17 protein-coding genes are annotated in these 16261 nt (G+C 50.9%); 15 read left to right on the plus strand and 2 right to left on the minus strand.

Annotation, left to right across the window (positions count from 1 at the left end; translation table 11 throughout):
- Positions 1-6: 6 nt before the first annotated feature.
- Positions 7-411: a DNA-binding protein StpA gene (gene stpA, locus QUE74_RS17560; protein ID WP_000115383.1), complete on the minus strand. Its 405-nt coding sequence runs from the start codon at positions 409-411 to the stop codon at positions 7-9.
- 666 nt (positions 412-1077) lie between these two features.
- Here stpA and alaE point away from each other — a divergent pair.
- Entirely contained in the window at positions 1078-1527 is a 450-nt protein-coding gene (gene alaE / locus QUE74_RS17565) for an L-alanine exporter AlaE (RefSeq protein ID WP_000492661.1), read from the plus strand.
- Positions 1528-1563: 36 nt separating this feature from the next.
- On the opposite strand, the gene QUE74_RS17570 is transcribed toward alaE, so the two are convergent.
- Entirely contained in the window at positions 1564-1908 is a 345-nt protein-coding gene (locus QUE74_RS17570; protein ID WP_000281316.1) for a DUF2002 family protein, read from the minus strand.
- Positions 1909-2059: 151 nt separating this feature from the next.
- Between QUE74_RS17570 and QUE74_RS17575 the strand changes: the two genes are divergently transcribed.
- The 14 genes from QUE74_RS17575 (at position 2060) to emrB (ending at position 16077) form a co-directional block, all read left to right on the plus strand.
- The gene (locus QUE74_RS17575) at positions 2060-2389 is read left to right on the plus strand and encodes an ElaB/YgaM/YqjD family protein (protein WP_001354922.1); all 330 of its coding nucleotides are present in this window, start codon (positions 2060-2062) and stop codon (positions 2387-2389) included.
- 247 nt (positions 2390-2636) lie between these two features.
- The gene (gene nrdH, locus QUE74_RS17580; protein ID WP_001223227.1) at positions 2637-2882 is read left to right on the plus strand and encodes a glutaredoxin-like protein NrdH; all 246 of its coding nucleotides are present in this window, start codon (positions 2637-2639) and stop codon (positions 2880-2882) included.
- The gene (gene nrdI / locus QUE74_RS17585) at positions 2879-3289 is read left to right on the plus strand and encodes a class Ib ribonucleoside-diphosphate reductase assembly flavoprotein NrdI (protein ID WP_000080942.1); all 411 of its coding nucleotides are present in this window, start codon (positions 2879-2881) and stop codon (positions 3287-3289) included. Before nrdH ends, nrdI begins: the two co-directional genes overlap by 4 nt.
- Positions 3262-5406, plus strand: a complete 2145-nt coding sequence (gene nrdE / locus QUE74_RS17590) for a class 1b ribonucleoside-diphosphate reductase subunit alpha (RefSeq protein WP_000246593.1) — start codon at positions 3262-3264, stop codon at positions 5404-5406. The genes nrdI and nrdE overlap by 28 nt, the downstream gene beginning before the upstream one ends.
- A gap of 9 nt (positions 5407-5415) precedes the next feature.
- Positions 5416-6375 (plus strand): class 1b ribonucleoside-diphosphate reductase subunit beta, encoded by a 960-nt coding sequence (nrdF, locus tag QUE74_RS17595; RefSeq protein WP_000777949.1) that lies wholly within the window; start codon positions 5416-5418, stop codon positions 6373-6375.
- A gap of 355 nt (positions 6376-6730) precedes the next feature.
- Positions 6731-7933 carry a glycine betaine/L-proline ABC transporter ATP-binding protein ProV gene (gene proV / locus QUE74_RS17600; RefSeq protein ID WP_000985494.1) on the plus strand — a complete coding sequence of 401 codons (1203 nt, stop codon included), beginning with the start codon at positions 6731-6733 and terminating at the stop codon, positions 7931-7933.
- Positions 7926-8990, plus strand: coding sequence for a glycine betaine/L-proline ABC transporter permease ProW (proW, locus tag QUE74_RS17605; protein ID WP_000774978.1), 1065 nt, complete (start codon positions 7926-7928; stop codon positions 8988-8990). The genes proV and proW overlap by 8 nt, the downstream gene beginning before the upstream one ends.
- A gap of 57 nt (positions 8991-9047) precedes the next feature.
- The gene (proX, locus tag QUE74_RS17610) at positions 9048-10040 is read left to right on the plus strand and encodes a glycine betaine/L-proline ABC transporter substrate-binding protein ProX (RefSeq protein WP_001216531.1); all 993 of its coding nucleotides are present in this window, start codon (positions 9048-9050) and stop codon (positions 10038-10040) included.
- 191 nt (positions 10041-10231) lie between these two features.
- The gene (locus tag QUE74_RS17615) at positions 10232-11416 is read left to right on the plus strand and encodes an MFS transporter (protein WP_000165699.1); all 1185 of its coding nucleotides are present in this window, start codon (positions 10232-10234) and stop codon (positions 11414-11416) included.
- A 123-nt stretch (positions 11417-11539) separates the two neighbouring features.
- Positions 11540-12277 carry an L-valine exporter subunit YgaZ gene (gene ygaZ, locus QUE74_RS17620; RefSeq protein WP_000445658.1) on the plus strand — a complete coding sequence of 246 codons (738 nt, stop codon included), beginning with the start codon at positions 11540-11542 and terminating at the stop codon, positions 12275-12277.
- Entirely contained in the window at positions 12267-12602 is a 336-nt protein-coding gene (gene ygaH / locus QUE74_RS17625; protein WP_000119749.1) for an L-valine transporter subunit YgaH, read from the plus strand. Before ygaZ ends, ygaH begins: the two co-directional genes overlap by 11 nt.
- A gap of 90 nt (positions 12603-12692) precedes the next feature.
- Positions 12693-13223: a multidrug efflux transporter EmrAB transcriptional repressor EmrR gene (gene emrR, locus QUE74_RS17630; protein ID WP_000378442.1), complete on the plus strand. Its 531-nt coding sequence runs from the start codon at positions 12693-12695 to the stop codon at positions 13221-13223.
- Between the two features lie 126 nt (positions 13224-13349).
- Positions 13350-14522 carry a multidrug efflux MFS transporter periplasmic adaptor subunit EmrA gene (gene emrA / locus QUE74_RS17635; protein ID WP_001295175.1) on the plus strand — a complete coding sequence of 391 codons (1173 nt, stop codon included), beginning with the start codon at positions 13350-13352 and terminating at the stop codon, positions 14520-14522.
- A gap of 16 nt (positions 14523-14538) precedes the next feature.
- Positions 14539-16077: a multidrug efflux MFS transporter permease subunit EmrB gene (gene emrB / locus QUE74_RS17640; protein ID WP_001295176.1), complete on the plus strand. Its 1539-nt coding sequence runs from the start codon at positions 14539-14541 to the stop codon at positions 16075-16077.
- Positions 16078-16261: the final 184 nt, after the last annotated feature.

Genomic DNA, 16261 nt, shown 5'->3' on the forward strand with positions numbered 1-16261 from the left:
CAGTAATTAGATCAGGAAATCGTCGAGAGATTTACCTTCTGCCAGCGCCTGAGCGATTGGCTTCGGTGTACGGCCCTGACCGGTCCAGGTTTTAGTTTCACCGTTAACATCGGTGAATTTATATTTTGCCGGACGCGGCTGGCGTTTTTTACCAGCGCGTGGTGCAGCAGCAGAGCTATTACCCAATAACTCTTCCGGGTTAATTCCGTCAGCTTTCATCAGCTCCAGCCAGGTACTAATTTTTTCCTGGCGCTCTGCCAGTTCACGCTGCTGCTGTTCTTCTTCTTCACGTCTTTCTTTAGTGACAACCCTGAATTTTTCGAGCATTTCTTCAAGAACGTCAATGGAGAATTCGCGAGCCATCGCACGGAGAGTGCGAATGTTATTTAGACTTTGTAACATTACGGACATAATAAAGGAAACCTTTTAACGCCAAAACAAAAAGTATTTCGTCGCGTAGTGTAAGCGATCACTTATTATATTTCCACAAAATTTAATCTATTTACAGTCCTGCACGAGATTATTTCAGCTGTTATTTTCTGAAACTCTCAGAATAATTTCAAGATTATATATTAGCCAATTTGATGAGTAATTTCGGTTATTGGTGAACAGAGCGGCGCTCTCTGCTCGCTAATTCCGCAAGCCTGATAAAACCAAATCGAATAAAAATGCAATATATACGAATAAAAATAAACATCACTCACTGGTGCTTTCTGCTGTTAATGTACATTGTCTGGCATAAAAAATGCTGAAAATGACCCAGTCACTGCATACACCGAACTCTCTACGCTTATAGCGTTACCTCACCCCCAAACTTTCATTAGTGAAAATAAAGATACGTGCATATCTAATTGATTTAATTAAAAATAAATCATATCAGCATGTAAAAATCCACAATGTACAAAAAACGCGCCGCTACGGAATATTTTATCTACAAAAACAGATTAAATAAAAATTTTTCACTAATTGATTAGTCATAGCCAGCGATATACGCTATGCGAAAATGCAGATGGCAATGAGATCCACTGCTTTCATCTCTATTAACGTCCCATTACGCTTTTATTAAGGAGCATTAGCATGTTCTCACCGCAGTCACGCTTGCGTCATGCAGTTGCAGATACGTTCGCGATGGTTGTTTACTGTTCTGTCGTGAACATGTGTATTGAAGTTTTCCTCTCCGGAATGAGCTTCGAACAGTCTCTTTATTCCAGATTGGTAGCGATTCCGGTGAACATCTTAATTGCATGGCCATACGGTATGTACCGCGATCTGTTTATGCGTGCGGCACGCAAAGTTAGTCCGTCGGGCTGGGTAAAAAATCTGGCGGATATCCTGGCGTATGTGACGTTCCAGTCACCGGTGTATGTGGCGATCTTGTTAGTGGTGGGCGCAGACTGGCATCAGATTATGGCGGCGGTCAGTTCAAACATCGTTGTTTCGATGTTGATGGGGGCGGTTTATGGCTACTTCCTCGATTATTGCCGCCGACTGTTTAAAGTCAGCCGTTACCAGCAGGTAAAAGCCTGACCCTTCTTTTCGCGACTGGCATCGCCAGTCGCGTCTTTAACTGGCTTCGCCAAATAAACCATTCAAATAACGTTCAAGCGCAACACGCGAACTAAAGCCATGCGGGATACCGTAATGCTCATGACATTCACCCGCTAAATAGAGCGGAAATTGCTGGTAATGATCGCACGTTTTAATATCGGAAGCGGGTTCAGCCAGTGTTGAACTGCGTTCTTTTAATGTTGGATGAATTACCAGAGCGGTACGTCCCATGCGTGCTTCGCGATTAACATAGACATAATTTTCCCCACGGCGGTAACCATACGCTTTCTGAGTTACCACATCGACAGTAAAACCGACTTTTTCAAGTACGCGCGCCACCTCGTCTGGTCGTAAATACATATTTGATCCTCGTTATTATCAACCGCGGGCCTACCTTACCTGATTGCGCATTCACAACGCTTTCAGAAAAGTCCATAAAGCCGCGATGAACCTCAGTTAAGAAAATTATGGTCTACACTGAAAATTACATCGAATTCTAATGGGGGATCATATGTTTAACCGACCGAACCGCAACGACGTCGATGATGGCGTGCAGGATATCCAGAATGATGTCAATCAATTAGCTGACAGCCTCGAATCTGTATTGAAGTCCTGGGGCAGCGACGCCAAAGGGGAAGCCGAAGCCGCTCGTAGTAAAGCGCAGGCTCTACTGAAAGAAACCAGAGCGCGAATGCATGGTCGTACTCGCGTTCAGCAAGCCGCGCACGATGCCGTTGGCTGCGCGGATTCTTTTGTTCGTGAAAGACCCTGGTGTAGCGTGGGTACAGCAGCTGCGGTTGGTATTTTTATCGGCGCACTGTTAAGCATGCGCAAATCGTAGTGCAACAATGATAATAAATACGCGTCTTTGACCCCGAAGCCTGGCTTCGGGGTTTCTTTTTGCCTGGTGAATCACAAAAATCCCCCTACCCCGTCACGCTCATACCCAGGGTAATTTCGACCACCATTTGCTATATATTGTGTGGTTGAATCTTTTTTCAACTACATCTAGTATCTCTGTATCAACAGAGAGACAACCCGACGCGTATCATCGCGCCGTATCTTCATTTTAAACGGAAATACGAATCATGCGCATTACTATTTACACTCGTAACGATTGCGTTCAGTGCCACGCCACCAAACGGGCGATGGAAAACCGGGGCTTTGATTTTGAAATGATTAATGTCGATCGCGTTCCTGAAGCGGCGGAAGCGTTACGTGCTCAGGGCTTTCGTCAGTTGCCGGTAGTGATTGCAGGCGATCTTAGCTGGTCTGGTTTCCGCCCGGACATGATCAATCGTCTGCATCCAGCGCCACACGCGGCCAGTGCATGAGCCAACTCGTCTACTTTTCCAGCAGCTCCGAAAATACGCAGCGTTTTATCGAACGTTTAGGACTGCCCGCGGTGCGCATCCCGCTCAATGAGCGGGAACGGATTCAGGTAGACGAGCCTTACATCCTGATCGTGCCCTCTTACGGCGGCGGCGGTACAGCTGGCGCGGTGCCACGACAGGTAATTCGCTTTTTAAACGACGCGCACAACCGGGCGTTGCTTCGCGGCGTTATTGCTTCGGGTAATCGCAACTTTGGTGAGGCGTATGGCCGCGCCGGAGATGTGATTGCCCGGAAATGCGGCGTGCCGTGGCTGTACCGCTTTGAACTCATGGGTACGCAAAGCGATATCGAAAACGTTCGTAAAGGAGTAACCGAATTTTGGCAACGACAACCGCAGAACGCCTGACGCAGGAAACGACGGATTACCACGCTCTGAATGCGATGCTTAATATTTACGATAACGCGGGTCGCATTCAGTTCGATAAAGATCGCCAGGCCGTTGACGCCTTTATGGCGACACATGTGCGTCCGAACAGTGTGACCTTCAGTAGCCAGCAGCAGCGCCTGAACTGGCTGGTCAACGAAGGTTACTATGATGAAAGCGTCCTTAATCGCTACTCTCGCGATTTTGTCATTACACTGTTTGCCCACGCACACGCCAGCGGTTTTCGTTTTCAGACATTCCTCGGAGCATGGAAGTTTTACACCAGCTATACGTTGAAGACATTCGACGGTAAGCGTTATCTGGAAGATTTTGCCGATCGAGTCACGATGGTGGCGCTGACGCTGGCACAAGGCGATAAAACACTGGCTACGCAACTGACCGATGAGATGCTGTCAGGACGCTTTCAGCCTGCAACACCGACATTCCTCAACTGCGGTAAGCGGCAGCGCGGCGAACTGGTTTCCTGTTTTTTGCTGCGTATTGAAGACAATATGGAGTCGATTGGCCGGGCAGTAAATTCCGCACTACAACTGTCGAAACGCGGCGGCGGCGTGGCATTTTTGCTGTCGAATCTGAGGGAAGCGGGCGCACCAATTAAACGTATTGAAAATCAATCCTCTGGCGTGATTCCGGTGATGAAAATGCTGGAGGACGCATTTTCTTATGCCAACCAGCTCGGCGCGCGTCAGGGTGCTGGCGCAGTCTATTTACATGCCCATCATCCCGATATTCTGCGTTTTCTCGATACGAAACGGGAAAATGCCGACGAGAAAATCCGCATTAAAACACTGTCGCTGGGCGTGGTTATCCCGGATATCACCTTCCATCTGGCAAAAGAGAATGCGCAGATGGCGCTGTTTTCGCCCTATGACGTTGAGCGAGTTTATGGCAAGCCGTTTGCCGATATCGCCATCAGCGAACACTATGCCGAACTGGTAGCCGATGAACGCATCCGTAAAAAATACATCAACGCCCGTGATTTCTTCCAGCGGCTGGCGGAGATCCAGTTTGAATCCGGCTATCCCTACATCATGTATGAAGACACGGTTAACCGTGCTAACCCTATTGCCGGGCGTATAAATATGAGCAATCTCTGCTCAGAAATTTTACAGATTAACAGCGCCTCAGAGTATGACGAGAATCTCGACTATGCCCGCACAGGCCATGATATTTCCTGCAATTTAGGTTCGTTGAATATTGCCCACACCATGGATTCCCCCGACTTTGCCCGCACGGTAGAGACTGCCGTGCGCGGTTTAACTGCGGTGTCAGATATGAGTCATATTCGCAGCGTGCCGTCCATCGAAGCCGGAAATGCCGCCTCACACGCTATCGGTCTGGGGCAGATGAATTTACACGGTTATCTGGCGCGAGAAGGCATCGCCTATGGTTCGCCGGAAGCACTGGATTTCACCAATCTCTATTTCTACACCATCACCTGGCACGCGCTGCGTACCTCAATGTTGCTGGCGCGCGAACGCGGTGAAACCTTCGCCGGGTTCAAACAGTCACGCTATGCCAGCGGTGAATATTTTAGCCAATATCTGCAAGGTAACTGGCAACCGAAAACGGCGAAAGTTGGCGAGTTGTTTGCTCGTAGCAGCATCACGTTACCTACCCGCGAAATGTGGGCGCAACTGCGCGACGACGTGATGCGCTATGGCATATACAACCAAAATCTCCAGGCGGTGCCGCCAACCGGTTCCATCTCTTATATCAACCATGCCACGTCGAGTATTCATCCGATTGTGGCGAAAGTAGAGATACGCAAAGAAGGCAAAACAGGACGCGTTTACTACCCTGCCCCGTTTATGACTAACGAGAATCTGGCGCTGTATCAGGACGCTTACGAAATCGGCGCAGAAAAGATCATCGACACCTACGCCGAAGCGACTCGCCATGTCGATCAAGGACTGTCGCTGACACTGTTTTTCCCCGATACCGCCACCACTCGCGATATCAACAAAGCGCAGATTTACGCCTGGCGCAAAGGTATCAAAACGCTCTACTACATCCGCCTGCGTCAGATGGCGCTGGAAGGTACTGAAATTGAAGGCTGCGTCTCCTGCGCGCTTTAAGGAATATCTATGAAACTCTCACGTATCAGCGCCATCAACTGGAATAAGATATCTGACGATAAAGATCTGGAGGTGTGGAATCGCCTGACCAGCAATTTCTGGCTCCCGGAAAAGGTGCCGCTGTCGAACGATATTCCTGCATGGCAGACATTAAGTGTCGTAGAACAACAACTGACGATGCGCGTTTTTACTGGCCTGACGCTGCTCGACACGCTGCAAAATGTTATCGGCGCGCCTTCGCTGATGCCCGATGCGCTCACGCCCCATGAAGAGGCGGTATTATCGAATATCAGCTTTATGGAAGCGGTTCATGCCCGCTCTTACAGTTCGATTTTCTCGACGCTGTGCCAGACCAAAGATGTCGATGCCGCCTACGCCTGGAGTGAAGAAAACGCGCCATTGCAGCGAAAAGCACAGATTATTCAGCAACATTATCGCGGTGATAATCCGCTGAAAAAGAAAATCGCCAGTGTCTTTCTTGAATCATTTTTGTTCTATTCCGGTTTCTGGCTACCGATGTATTTCTCCAGCCGCGGAAAGCTAACTAATACCGCAGACCTGATCCGTCTGATTATCCGCGATGAAGCAGTGCACGGTTATTACATCGGCTATAAATATCAGAAAAACCTTGAAAAGATCTCCATGGCCCAACGTGAAGAGTTGAAGAGTTTCGCCTTCGATTTGCTACTGGAACTTTACGACAACGAGTTGCAATACACCGATGAGCTCTATGCCGAAACCACATGGGCTGACGATGTGAAAGCGTTTCTCTGTTACAACGCCAATAAGGCTTTGATGAATCTGGGCTACGAACCGCTATTTCCCGCAGAAATGGCGGAAGTAAATCCGGCAATCCTCGCCGCGCTTTCGCCGAATGCCGATGAAAATCACGATTTCTTTTCCGGTTCAGGCTCTTCATATGTGATGGGAAAAGCGGTAGAAACAGAAGATGAAGACTGGAATTTTTGACCGGTTATTTTTCAAAATTTCACCAACTTCAGCAGGGGAAATAATTCCCGCCAAATAGCTTTTTATCACGCAAATATTTTGTGGTGATCTACACTGATACTCTGTTGCATTATTCGCCTGAAACCACAATATTCAGGCGTTTTTTCGCTATCTATGACAAAAAAATATCAACTTTCTCGATTTGCTCTCAGCCCTTATATCATGGGAAATTCCGGCGATTTGCTCGCATCAATATTCATGCCACATTTGCCATCAGGGGTTGCCTCAGATTCTCAGTATGTTAGGGTAGAAAAAAGTGACTATTTCCATTGGGTAATGTATCGACATAAACAAATAACAGGAATCTTTCTATTGCATGGCAATTAAATTAGAAATTAAAAATCTCTATAAAATATTTGGCGAGCATCCTCAGCGAGCGTTCAAATATATCGAACAAGGACTTTCAAAAGAACAAATTCTGGAAAAAACCGGGCTATCGCTTGGCGTAAAAGACGCCAGTCTGGCCATTGAAGAAGGCGAGATATTTGTCATCATGGGATTATCCGGTTCGGGTAAATCCACAATGGTACGCCTTCTCAATCGCCTGATTGAACCCACCCGCGGGCAAGTGCTGATTGATGGTGTGGATATTGCCAAAATATCCGACGCCGAACTCCGTGAGGTGCGCAGAAAAAAGATTGCGATGGTCTTCCAGTCCTTTGCCTTAATGCCGCATATGACCGTGCTGGACAATACTGCATTCGGTATGGAATTGGCCGGAATTAATGCCGAAGAACGCCGGGAAAAAGCCCTTGATGCACTGCGTCAGGTCGGGCTGGAAAATTATGCCCATAGCTACCCGGACGAACTCTCTGGTGGGATGCGTCAACGCGTCGGATTAGCCCGCGCATTAGCAATTAATCCGGATATATTATTAATGGACGAAGCCTTCTCGGCGCTTGATCCATTAATTCGCACTGAGATGCAGGATGAGCTGGTAAAATTACAGGCGAAACATCAACGTACCATTGTCTTTATTTCCCACGATCTCGACGAAGCTATGCGTATTGGCGACCGAATTGCCATTATGCAAAATGGTGAAGTGGTGCAGGTTGGCACACCGGATGAAATTCTCAATAATCCGGCGAATGATTATGTCCGTACCTTCTTCCGTGGCGTTGATATTAGTCAGGTATTCAGTGCGAAAGATATTGCCCGTCGGACACCGAATGGCTTAATTCGTAAAACCCCTGGCTTCGGCCCACGTTCGGCATTGAAATTATTGCAGGATGAAGACCGCGAATATGGCTACGTTATCGAACGCGGTAATAAGTTTGTCGGCGCTGTGTCTATCGATTCGCTTAAAACCGCGTTAACGCAGCAGCAAGGTCTTGATGCGGCGCTGATTGATGCGCCATTAGCAGTCGATGCGCAAACGCCTCTTAGCGAGTTGCTCTCTCATGTCGGACAAGCGCCCTGTGCGGTGCCCGTGGTCGACGAGGACCAACAGTATGTCGGCATCATTTCGAAAGGAATGCTGCTGCGCGCTTTAGATCGTGAGGGGGTAAATAATGGCTGATCAAAATAATCCGTGGGATACCACGCCAGCGGCGGACAGTGCTGCACAATCTGCAGACGCCTGGGGTACACCGGCGACTGCACCGACTGACGGCGGTGGCGCTGACTGGCTGACCAGTACGCCTGCGCCAAACGTCGAGCATTTTAATATTCTCGATCCGTTCCATAAAACGCTAATCCCGCTCGACAGTTGGGTCACTGAAGGGATCGACTGGGTCGTTACCCATTTTCGTCCCGTCTTTCAGGGCGTGCGCGTTCCGGTTGATTACATCCTCAACGGTTTCCAGCAATTGCTGCTGGGTATGCCCGCGCCGGTGGCGATTATCGTTTTCGCTCTCATCGCCTGGCAGATTTCCGGGGTCGGAATGGGCGTGGCGACTCTGGTTTCGCTGATTGCCATCGGCGCAATCGGTGCCTGGTCGCAGGCCATGGTTACCCTGGCGCTGGTGTTAACCGCCCTGCTGTTCTGTATCGTCATAGGTTTGCCGTTGGGGATCTGGCTGGCGAGAAGTCCGCGAGCGGCGAAAATTATTCGTCCACTGCTTGATGCCATGCAGACCACGCCAGCGTTTGTTTATCTGGTGCCAATCGTCATGCTGTTTGGTATCGGCAACGTGCCGGGCGTAGTGGTGACTATAATCTTTGCTCTGCCGCCGATTATCCGTCTGACGATTCTTGGTATTAATCAGGTTCCGGCGGATTTAATTGAAGCCTCGCGCTCATTCGGTGCCAGCCCGCGTCAAATGCTGTTCAAAGTTCAGTTACCGCTGGCGATGCCGACCATAATGGCGGGCGTTAACCAGACGCTGATGCTGGCCCTTTCTATGGTGGTCATCGCCTCGATGATTGCCGTCGGCGGGCTGGGTCAGATGGTACTTCGCGGTATCGGTCGTCTGGATATGGGGCTTGCCACCGTTGGCGGCGTCGGGATTGTGATCCTCGCCATTATCCTCGACCGCCTGACGCAGGCCGTTGGGCGCGACTCACGCAGTCGCGGCAACCGTCGCTGGTACACCACTGGACCTGTCGGTCTGCTGACCCGCCCATTCATTAAGTAACTCTGCACTTGCCCGGTGACGCCGGGCATTATCACCCTGCCAAAAAAAGGAATAACAATGCGACATAGCGTACTTTTTGCGACAGCGTTTGCCACGCTTATCTCTACACAAACTTTTGCTGCCGACCTGCCGGGCAAAGGCATTACTGTTAATCCGGTTCAGAGCACCATCACCGAAGAAACTTTCCAGACGCTGCTGGTCAGCCGCGCGCTGGAGAAATTAGGTTATACCGTCAATAAACCCAGCGAAGTGGATTACAACGTTGGCTACACCTCGCTTGCTTCCGGCGATGCAACCTTCACCGCAGTGAACTGGACGCCACTGCATGACAACATGTACGAAGCTGCCGGTGGCGATAAGAAATTTTATCGTGAAGGAGTATTTGTTAACGGCGCGGCACAGGGTTACCTGATCGATAAGAAAACCGCCGACCAGTATAAAATTACCAACATCGCGCAACTTAAAGATCCGAAGATCGCCAAACTGTTCGATACCAACGGCGACGGTAAAGCGGATTTAACCGGCTGTAACCCAGGCTGGGGCTGCGAAGGTGCGATCAACCACCAGCTTGCCGCGTATGGACTGACCAATACCGTGACGCATAATCAGGGGAACTACGCAGCGATGATGGCTGACACCATCAGTCGTTACAAAGAGGGTAAGCCGGTGTTTTACTACACCTGGACGCCGTACTGGGTGAGTAACGAACTGAAACCGGGGAAAGATGTGGTCTGGTTGCAGGTGCCGTTCTCCGCACTGCCGGGCGATAAAAATGCCGATACCAAACTGCCGAATGGCGCGAATTACGGCTTCCCGGTCAGTACCATGCATATCGTTGCCAACAAAGCCTGGGCCGAGAAAAACCCGGCAGCAGCGAAACTGTTTGCCATTATGCAGTTACCAGTGGCAGATATTAACGCCCAGAACGCCATTATGCATGACGGCAAAGCCTCAGAAGGCGATATTCAGGGCCACGTTGATGGCTGGATCAAAGCCCACCAGCAGCAGTTCGATGGCTGGGTGAATGAGGCGCTGGCAGCGCAGAAGTAATTTTTACTCGGGCGGATAAGGCGTTTTTGCCTCATCCGCCGCTCTGTACACAATGCCTGATGCGACGCTGGCGCGTCTTATCATGTCTACAAACCACACCGCACATTTCAACAATCTATCTTTCATCCCATATTCATCAACATCCGCTATTATTGATTTCCAGCTTAATCATCACCTGATGAACAAAAATAATGACTAAACCTAATCATGAGCTTAGCCCGGCGCTGATCGTGCTGATGTCTATCGCCACCGGTCTGGCGGTAGCCAGTAACTATTACGCCCAGCCATTGCTCGACACCATCGCGCGTAACTTTTCCCTTTCCGCCAGTTCGGCGGGCTTTATTGTTACCGCCGCGCAGTTGGGGTATGCCGCAGGTCTGCTGTTTCTTGTTCCCCTCGGTGATATGTTTGAACGCCGCCGCCTGATTGTCTCGATGACCTTACTGGCAGCGGGCGGTATGTTGATTACCGCCAGCAGTCAGTCGCTGGCGATGATGATCCTCGGTACGGCATTAACCGGTTTATTCTCGGTCGTGGCACAAATTCTGGTTCCGCTGGCAGCGACGCTGGCTTCACCGGACAAACGCGGCAAAGTGGTCGGCACCATTATGAGCGGGCTGCTGTTGGGGATCTTGCTGGCACGAACCGTTGCCGGGTTGCTGGCAAACCTCGGCGGCTGGCGCACCGTCTTTTGGGTTGCCTCGGTGTTAATGGCACTGATGGCGCTGGCATTATGGCGTGGTCTGCCACAAATGAAATCAGAAACCCACCTCAACTACCCACAGTTGCTTGGTTCCGTTTTCAGCATGTTTATCAGCGATAAAATTCTGCGCACCCGCGCGTTGCTGGGCTGCCTGACCTTTGCCAACTTCAGCATTCTCTGGACCTCGATGGCCTTTTTGCTCGCCGCTCCGCCTTTTAATTACAGCGATGGCGTCATTGGTCTGTTTGGACTTGCGGGAGCAGCCGGAGCGTTGGGCGCTCGTCCGGCGGGCGGATTTGCCGATAAGGGCAAATCGCACCACACCACAACTTTCGGTCTGCTGCTGCTGTTACTTTCATGGCTGGCGATCTGGTTTGGTCACACTTCCGTACTGGCGCTGATTATCGGCATCCTGGTGCTGGATCTCACCGTGCAGGGCGTGCATATCACTAACCAGACGGTAATTTATCGAATACACCCTGATGCGCGTAATCGCCTGACCGCAGGTTACATGACCAGCTACTTCATTGGCGGTGCCGCCGGTTCGCTAATTTCAGCCTCAGCCTGGCAACATGGCGGTTGGGCTGGCGTTTGTCTGGCTGGCGCGACGATTGCCCTGGTTAACTTACTGGTCTGGTGGCGAGGTTTTCATCGTCAGGAAGCCGCAAATTAAGCAATCAGCAACCGTTTTCGTGGCTTTACACTTATAAGGGTGTTAAGAAGCCCATCAGTCTGATAAGGTTAAGATATTCATTCAGTCTATTTATAATATTAACAATCGTTAAGCGTACACTCTATGGAAAGCCCTACTCCACAGCCTGCTCCTGGTTCGGCGACCTTCATGGAAGGATGCAAAGACAGTTTACCGATTGTTATTAGTTATATTCCGGTGGCCTTTGCGTTCGGTCTGAATGCGACCCGTCTGGGATTCTCTCCTCTCGAAAGCGTTTTTTTCTCCTGCATCATTTATGCAGGCGCGAGCCAGTTCGTCATTACCGCGATGCTGGCAGCCGGGAGTAGTTTGTGGGTTGCTGCACTGACCGTCATGGCAATGGATGTTCGCCATGTTTTGTATGGCCCGTCACTGCGTAGCCGTATTATTCAGCGTCTGCAAAAATCGAAAACTGCCCTGTGGGCGTTTGGCCTGACGGATGAGGTTTTTGCCGCCGCAACCGCAAAACTGGTACGCAATAATCGCCGCTGGAGCGAGAACTGGATGATCGGCATTGCCTTCAGTTCATGGTCATCGTGGGTATTTGGTACGGTAATAGGGGCATTCTCCGGCAGCGGCTTGCTGCAAGGATATCCCGCCGTTGAAGCAGCATTAGGTTTTATGCTTCCGGCACTCTTTATGAGTTTCCTGCTCGCCTCTTTCCAGCGCAAACAATCTCTTTGCGTTACCGCAGCGTTAGTTGGTGCCCTTGCAGGCGTAACGCTATTTTCTATTCCCGTCGCCATTCTGGCAGGCATTGTCTGTGGCTGCCTCACTGCGTTAATCCAGGCATTCTGGCAAGGAGCGCCCGATGAGCTATGAGGTTCTGCTGCTTGGGTTACTGGTTGGCGCGGCGAATTATTGCTTCCGCTATTTGCCGCTGCGCCTGCGTGTGGGTAATGCCCGCCCAACCAAACGTGGCGCGGTAGGTATTTTGCTCGACACCATTGGCATCGCCTCGATATGCGCTCTGCTGGTTGTCTCTACCGCACCAGAAGTGATGCACGATACACGCCGTTTCGTGCCCACTCTGGTCGGCTTCGCGGTACTGGGTGCCAGTTTCTATAAAACACGCAGCATTATCATCCCAACACTGCTTAGTGCGCTGGCCTATGGGCTCGCCTGGAAAGTGATGGCGATTATATAACCCACAAGAATCATTTTTCTAAAACAATACATTTACTTTATTTGTCACTGTCGTTACTATATCGGCTGAAATTAATGAGGTCATACCCAAATGGATAGTTCGTTTACGCCCATTGAACAAATGCTAAAATTTCGCGCCAGCCGCCACGAAGATTTTCCTTATCAGGAGATCCTTCTGACTCGTCTTTGCATGCACATGCAAAGCAAGCTGCTGGAGAACCGCAATAAAATGCTGAAGGCTCAGGGGATTAACGAGACGTTGTTTATGGCGTTGATTACGCTGGAGTCTCAGGAAAACCACAGTATTCAGCCTTCTGAATTGAGTTGTGCTCTTGGATCATCCCGTACCAACGCGACGCGTATTGCCGATGAACTGGAAAAACGCGGTTGGATCGAACGTCGTGAAAGCGATAACGATCGCCGCTGCCTGCATCTGCAATTAACGGAAAAAGGTCACGAGTTTTTGCGCGAGGTTTTACCACCGCAGCATAACTGCCTGCATCAACTCTGGTCCGCGCTCAGCACAACAGAAAAAGATCAACTCGAGCAAATCACCCGCAAATTGCTCTCCCGTCTCGACCAGATGGAACAAGACGGTGTGGTTCTCGAAGCGATGAGCTAACGCGTCATCTCGCTCAAAAATCCAGATTTATAAAAGAAAAAATGACTGGCCAGCATCGCAACATGCTGGCCTTTTTGGCAAGCAGGTCGGCTCAGCCGATGAGTTAAGAAGATCGTGGAGAACAATATGAGCGCAAATGCGGAGACTCAAACCCCGCAGCAACCGGTAAAGAAGAGCGGCAAACGTAAGCGTCTGCTCCTCCTTCTCACCTTGCTCTTTATAATTATTGCCGTAGCGATAGGGATTTATTGGTTTTTGGTACTGCGTCATTTCGAAGAAACCGATGACGCATACGTGGCAGGAAATCAGATTCAAATTATGTCTCAGGTGTCTGGCAGCGTGACGAAAGTCTGGGCCGATAACACCGATTTTGTAAAAGAAGGCGATGTGCTGGTCACTCTCGACCCGACAGATGCTCGCCAGGCGTTTGAAAAAGCCAAAACGGCACTGGCTTCCAGCGTGCGCCAAACCCACCAGCTGATGATTAACAGCAAACAGTTGCAGGCGAATATTGAGGTGCAAAAAATCGCCCTCGCGAAAGCACAAAGCGACTACAACCGCCGTGTGCCGCTGGGCAATGCCAACCTGATTGGTCGCGAAGAGCTGCAACACGCCCGCGACGCGGTGACCAGTGCCCAGGCGCAACTGGATGTCGCCATTCAACAATACAATGCCAATCAGGCGATGATTCTGGGGACTAAACTGGAAGATCAGCCTGCCGTGCAACAGGCTGCCACCGAAGTACGTAACGCCTGGCTGGCGCTGGAGCGTACCCGTATTGTCAGTCCGATGACCGGTTATGTCTCCCGCCGCGCGGTACAGCCTGGGGCACAAATTAGCCCAACGACGCCGCTGATGGCGGTCGTTCCAGCCACCAATATGTGGGTGGATGCCAACTTTAAAGAGACGCAGATTGCCAATATGCGTATCGGTCAGCCGGTCACCATCACCACCGATATTTACGGCGATGATGTGAAATACACCGGTAAAGTGGTTGGTCTGGATATGGGCACAGGTAGCGCGTTCTCGCTGCTTCCGGCGCAAAACGCCACCGGTAACTGGATCAAAGTCGTTCAGCGTCTGCCTGTTCGTATTGAACTGGACCAGAAACAGCTGGAACAATACCCGCTGCGTATCGGTTTATCCACGCTGGTGAGCGTCAATACCACTAACCGTGACGGTCAGGTACTGGCAAATAAAGTACGTTCCACACCGGTCGCGGTAAGCACCGCGCGTGAAATCAGCCTGGCACCTGTCAATAAACTGATCGACGATATCGTAAAAGCTAACGCTGGCTAATCCAGAGGTGCGTGTGATGCAACAGCAAAAACCGCTGGAAGGCGCGCAACTGGTCATTATGACGATTGCGCTGTCACTGGCGACATTCATGCAGGTGCTGGACTCCACCATTGCTAACGTGGCGATCCCCACTATCGCCGGGAATCTGGGCTCATCGCTCAGCCAGGGAACGTGGGTAATCACTTCTTTCGGGGTGGCGAATGCCATCTCGATCCCGCTTACCGGCTGGCTGGCAAAGCGCGTTGGGGAAGTGAAGCTGTTCCTCTGGTCGACCATCGCCTTTGCTATTGCGTCGTGGGCGTGTGGTGTCTCCAGCAGCCTGAATATGCTGATCTTCTTCCGCGTGATTCAGGGAATTGTCGCCGGGCCGTTGATCCCGCTTTCGCAAAGTCTATTGCTGAATAACTACCCGCCAGCAAAACGCTCGATCGCGCTGGCGTTGTGGTCGATGACGGTGATTGTCGCGCCAATTTGCGGCCCGATCCTCGGCGGTTATATCAGCGATAATTACCACTGGGGCTGGATATTCTTCATCAACGTGCCGATTGGCGTGGCGGTGGTGTTGATGACACTGCAAACCCTGCGCGGACGCGAAACCCGCACCGAACGGCGGCGGATTGATGCCGTGGGGCTGGCACTGCTGGTGATTGGTATCGGCAGCCTGCAGATTATGCTCGACCGCGGTAAAGAGCTGGACTGGTTCTCATCGCAGGAAATAATCATCCTCACCGTGGTGGCGGTGGTGGCTATCTGCTTCCTGATTGTCTGGGAGCTGACCGACGATAACCCGATAGTCGATCTGTCGTTGTTTAAGTCGCGCAACTTCACCATCGGCTGCTTGTGTATCAGCCTCGCGTATATGCTCTACTTCGGCGCGATTGTTCTGCTGCCGCAGTTGTTGCAGGAGGTCTACGGTTACACGGCGACCTGGGCAGGTTTGGCCTCTGCGCCGGTAGGGATTATTCCGGTGATCCTGTCGCCGATTATCGGCCGCTTCGCGCATAAACTGGATATGCGGCGGCTGGTAACCTTCAGCTTTATTATGTATGCCGTCTGCTTCTACTGGCGTGCCTATACCTTTGAACCGGGTATGGATTTTGGTGCGTCGGCCTGGCCGCAGTTTATCCAGGGCTTCGCAGTGGCCTGCTTCTTTATGCCGCTGACCACCATTACGCTGTCTGGTTTGCCACCGGAACGACTGGCGGCGGCATCGAGCCTCTCTAACTTTACGCGAACGCTGGCGGGGTCTATCGGCACATCCATCACCACCACCATGTGGACTAACCGCGAGTCGATGCACCACGCACAGTTAACCGAGTCGGTAAACCCGTTTAACCCGAACGCTCAGGCGATGTACAGCCAACTGGAAGGGCTGGGGATGACGCAACAACAGGCATCAGGCTGGATTGCCCAGCAGATCACCAATCAGGGGCTGATTATTTCCGCCAATGAGATCTTCTGGATGTCAGCCGGGATATTCCTCGTCCTGCTGGGGCTGGTGTGGTTTGCTAAACCGCCATTTGGCGCAGGTGGCGGCGGAGGCGGTGCGCACTAAGGTTGTCAAAGGGAGCTGCGGCTCCCTTTTTATTTGCTCATTCTGTAAACGGTTGTTTTATCATCTCAAACGGTGTATCTTTTCGCCGCCCCAAACTCTTCCATTCACCATTAACCGGTTCTGAGCATTCGCTCAGGTTGTTAACTCTCTTTTTTCTTCGCCCTCGCTTTCGCGGGTGATACTC

The sequence above is a fragment of the Escherichia sp. 10290 genome, from assembly GCF_030295155.1.
GTDB lineage: Bacteria > Pseudomonadota > Gammaproteobacteria > Enterobacterales > Enterobacteriaceae > Escherichia > Escherichia coli_F.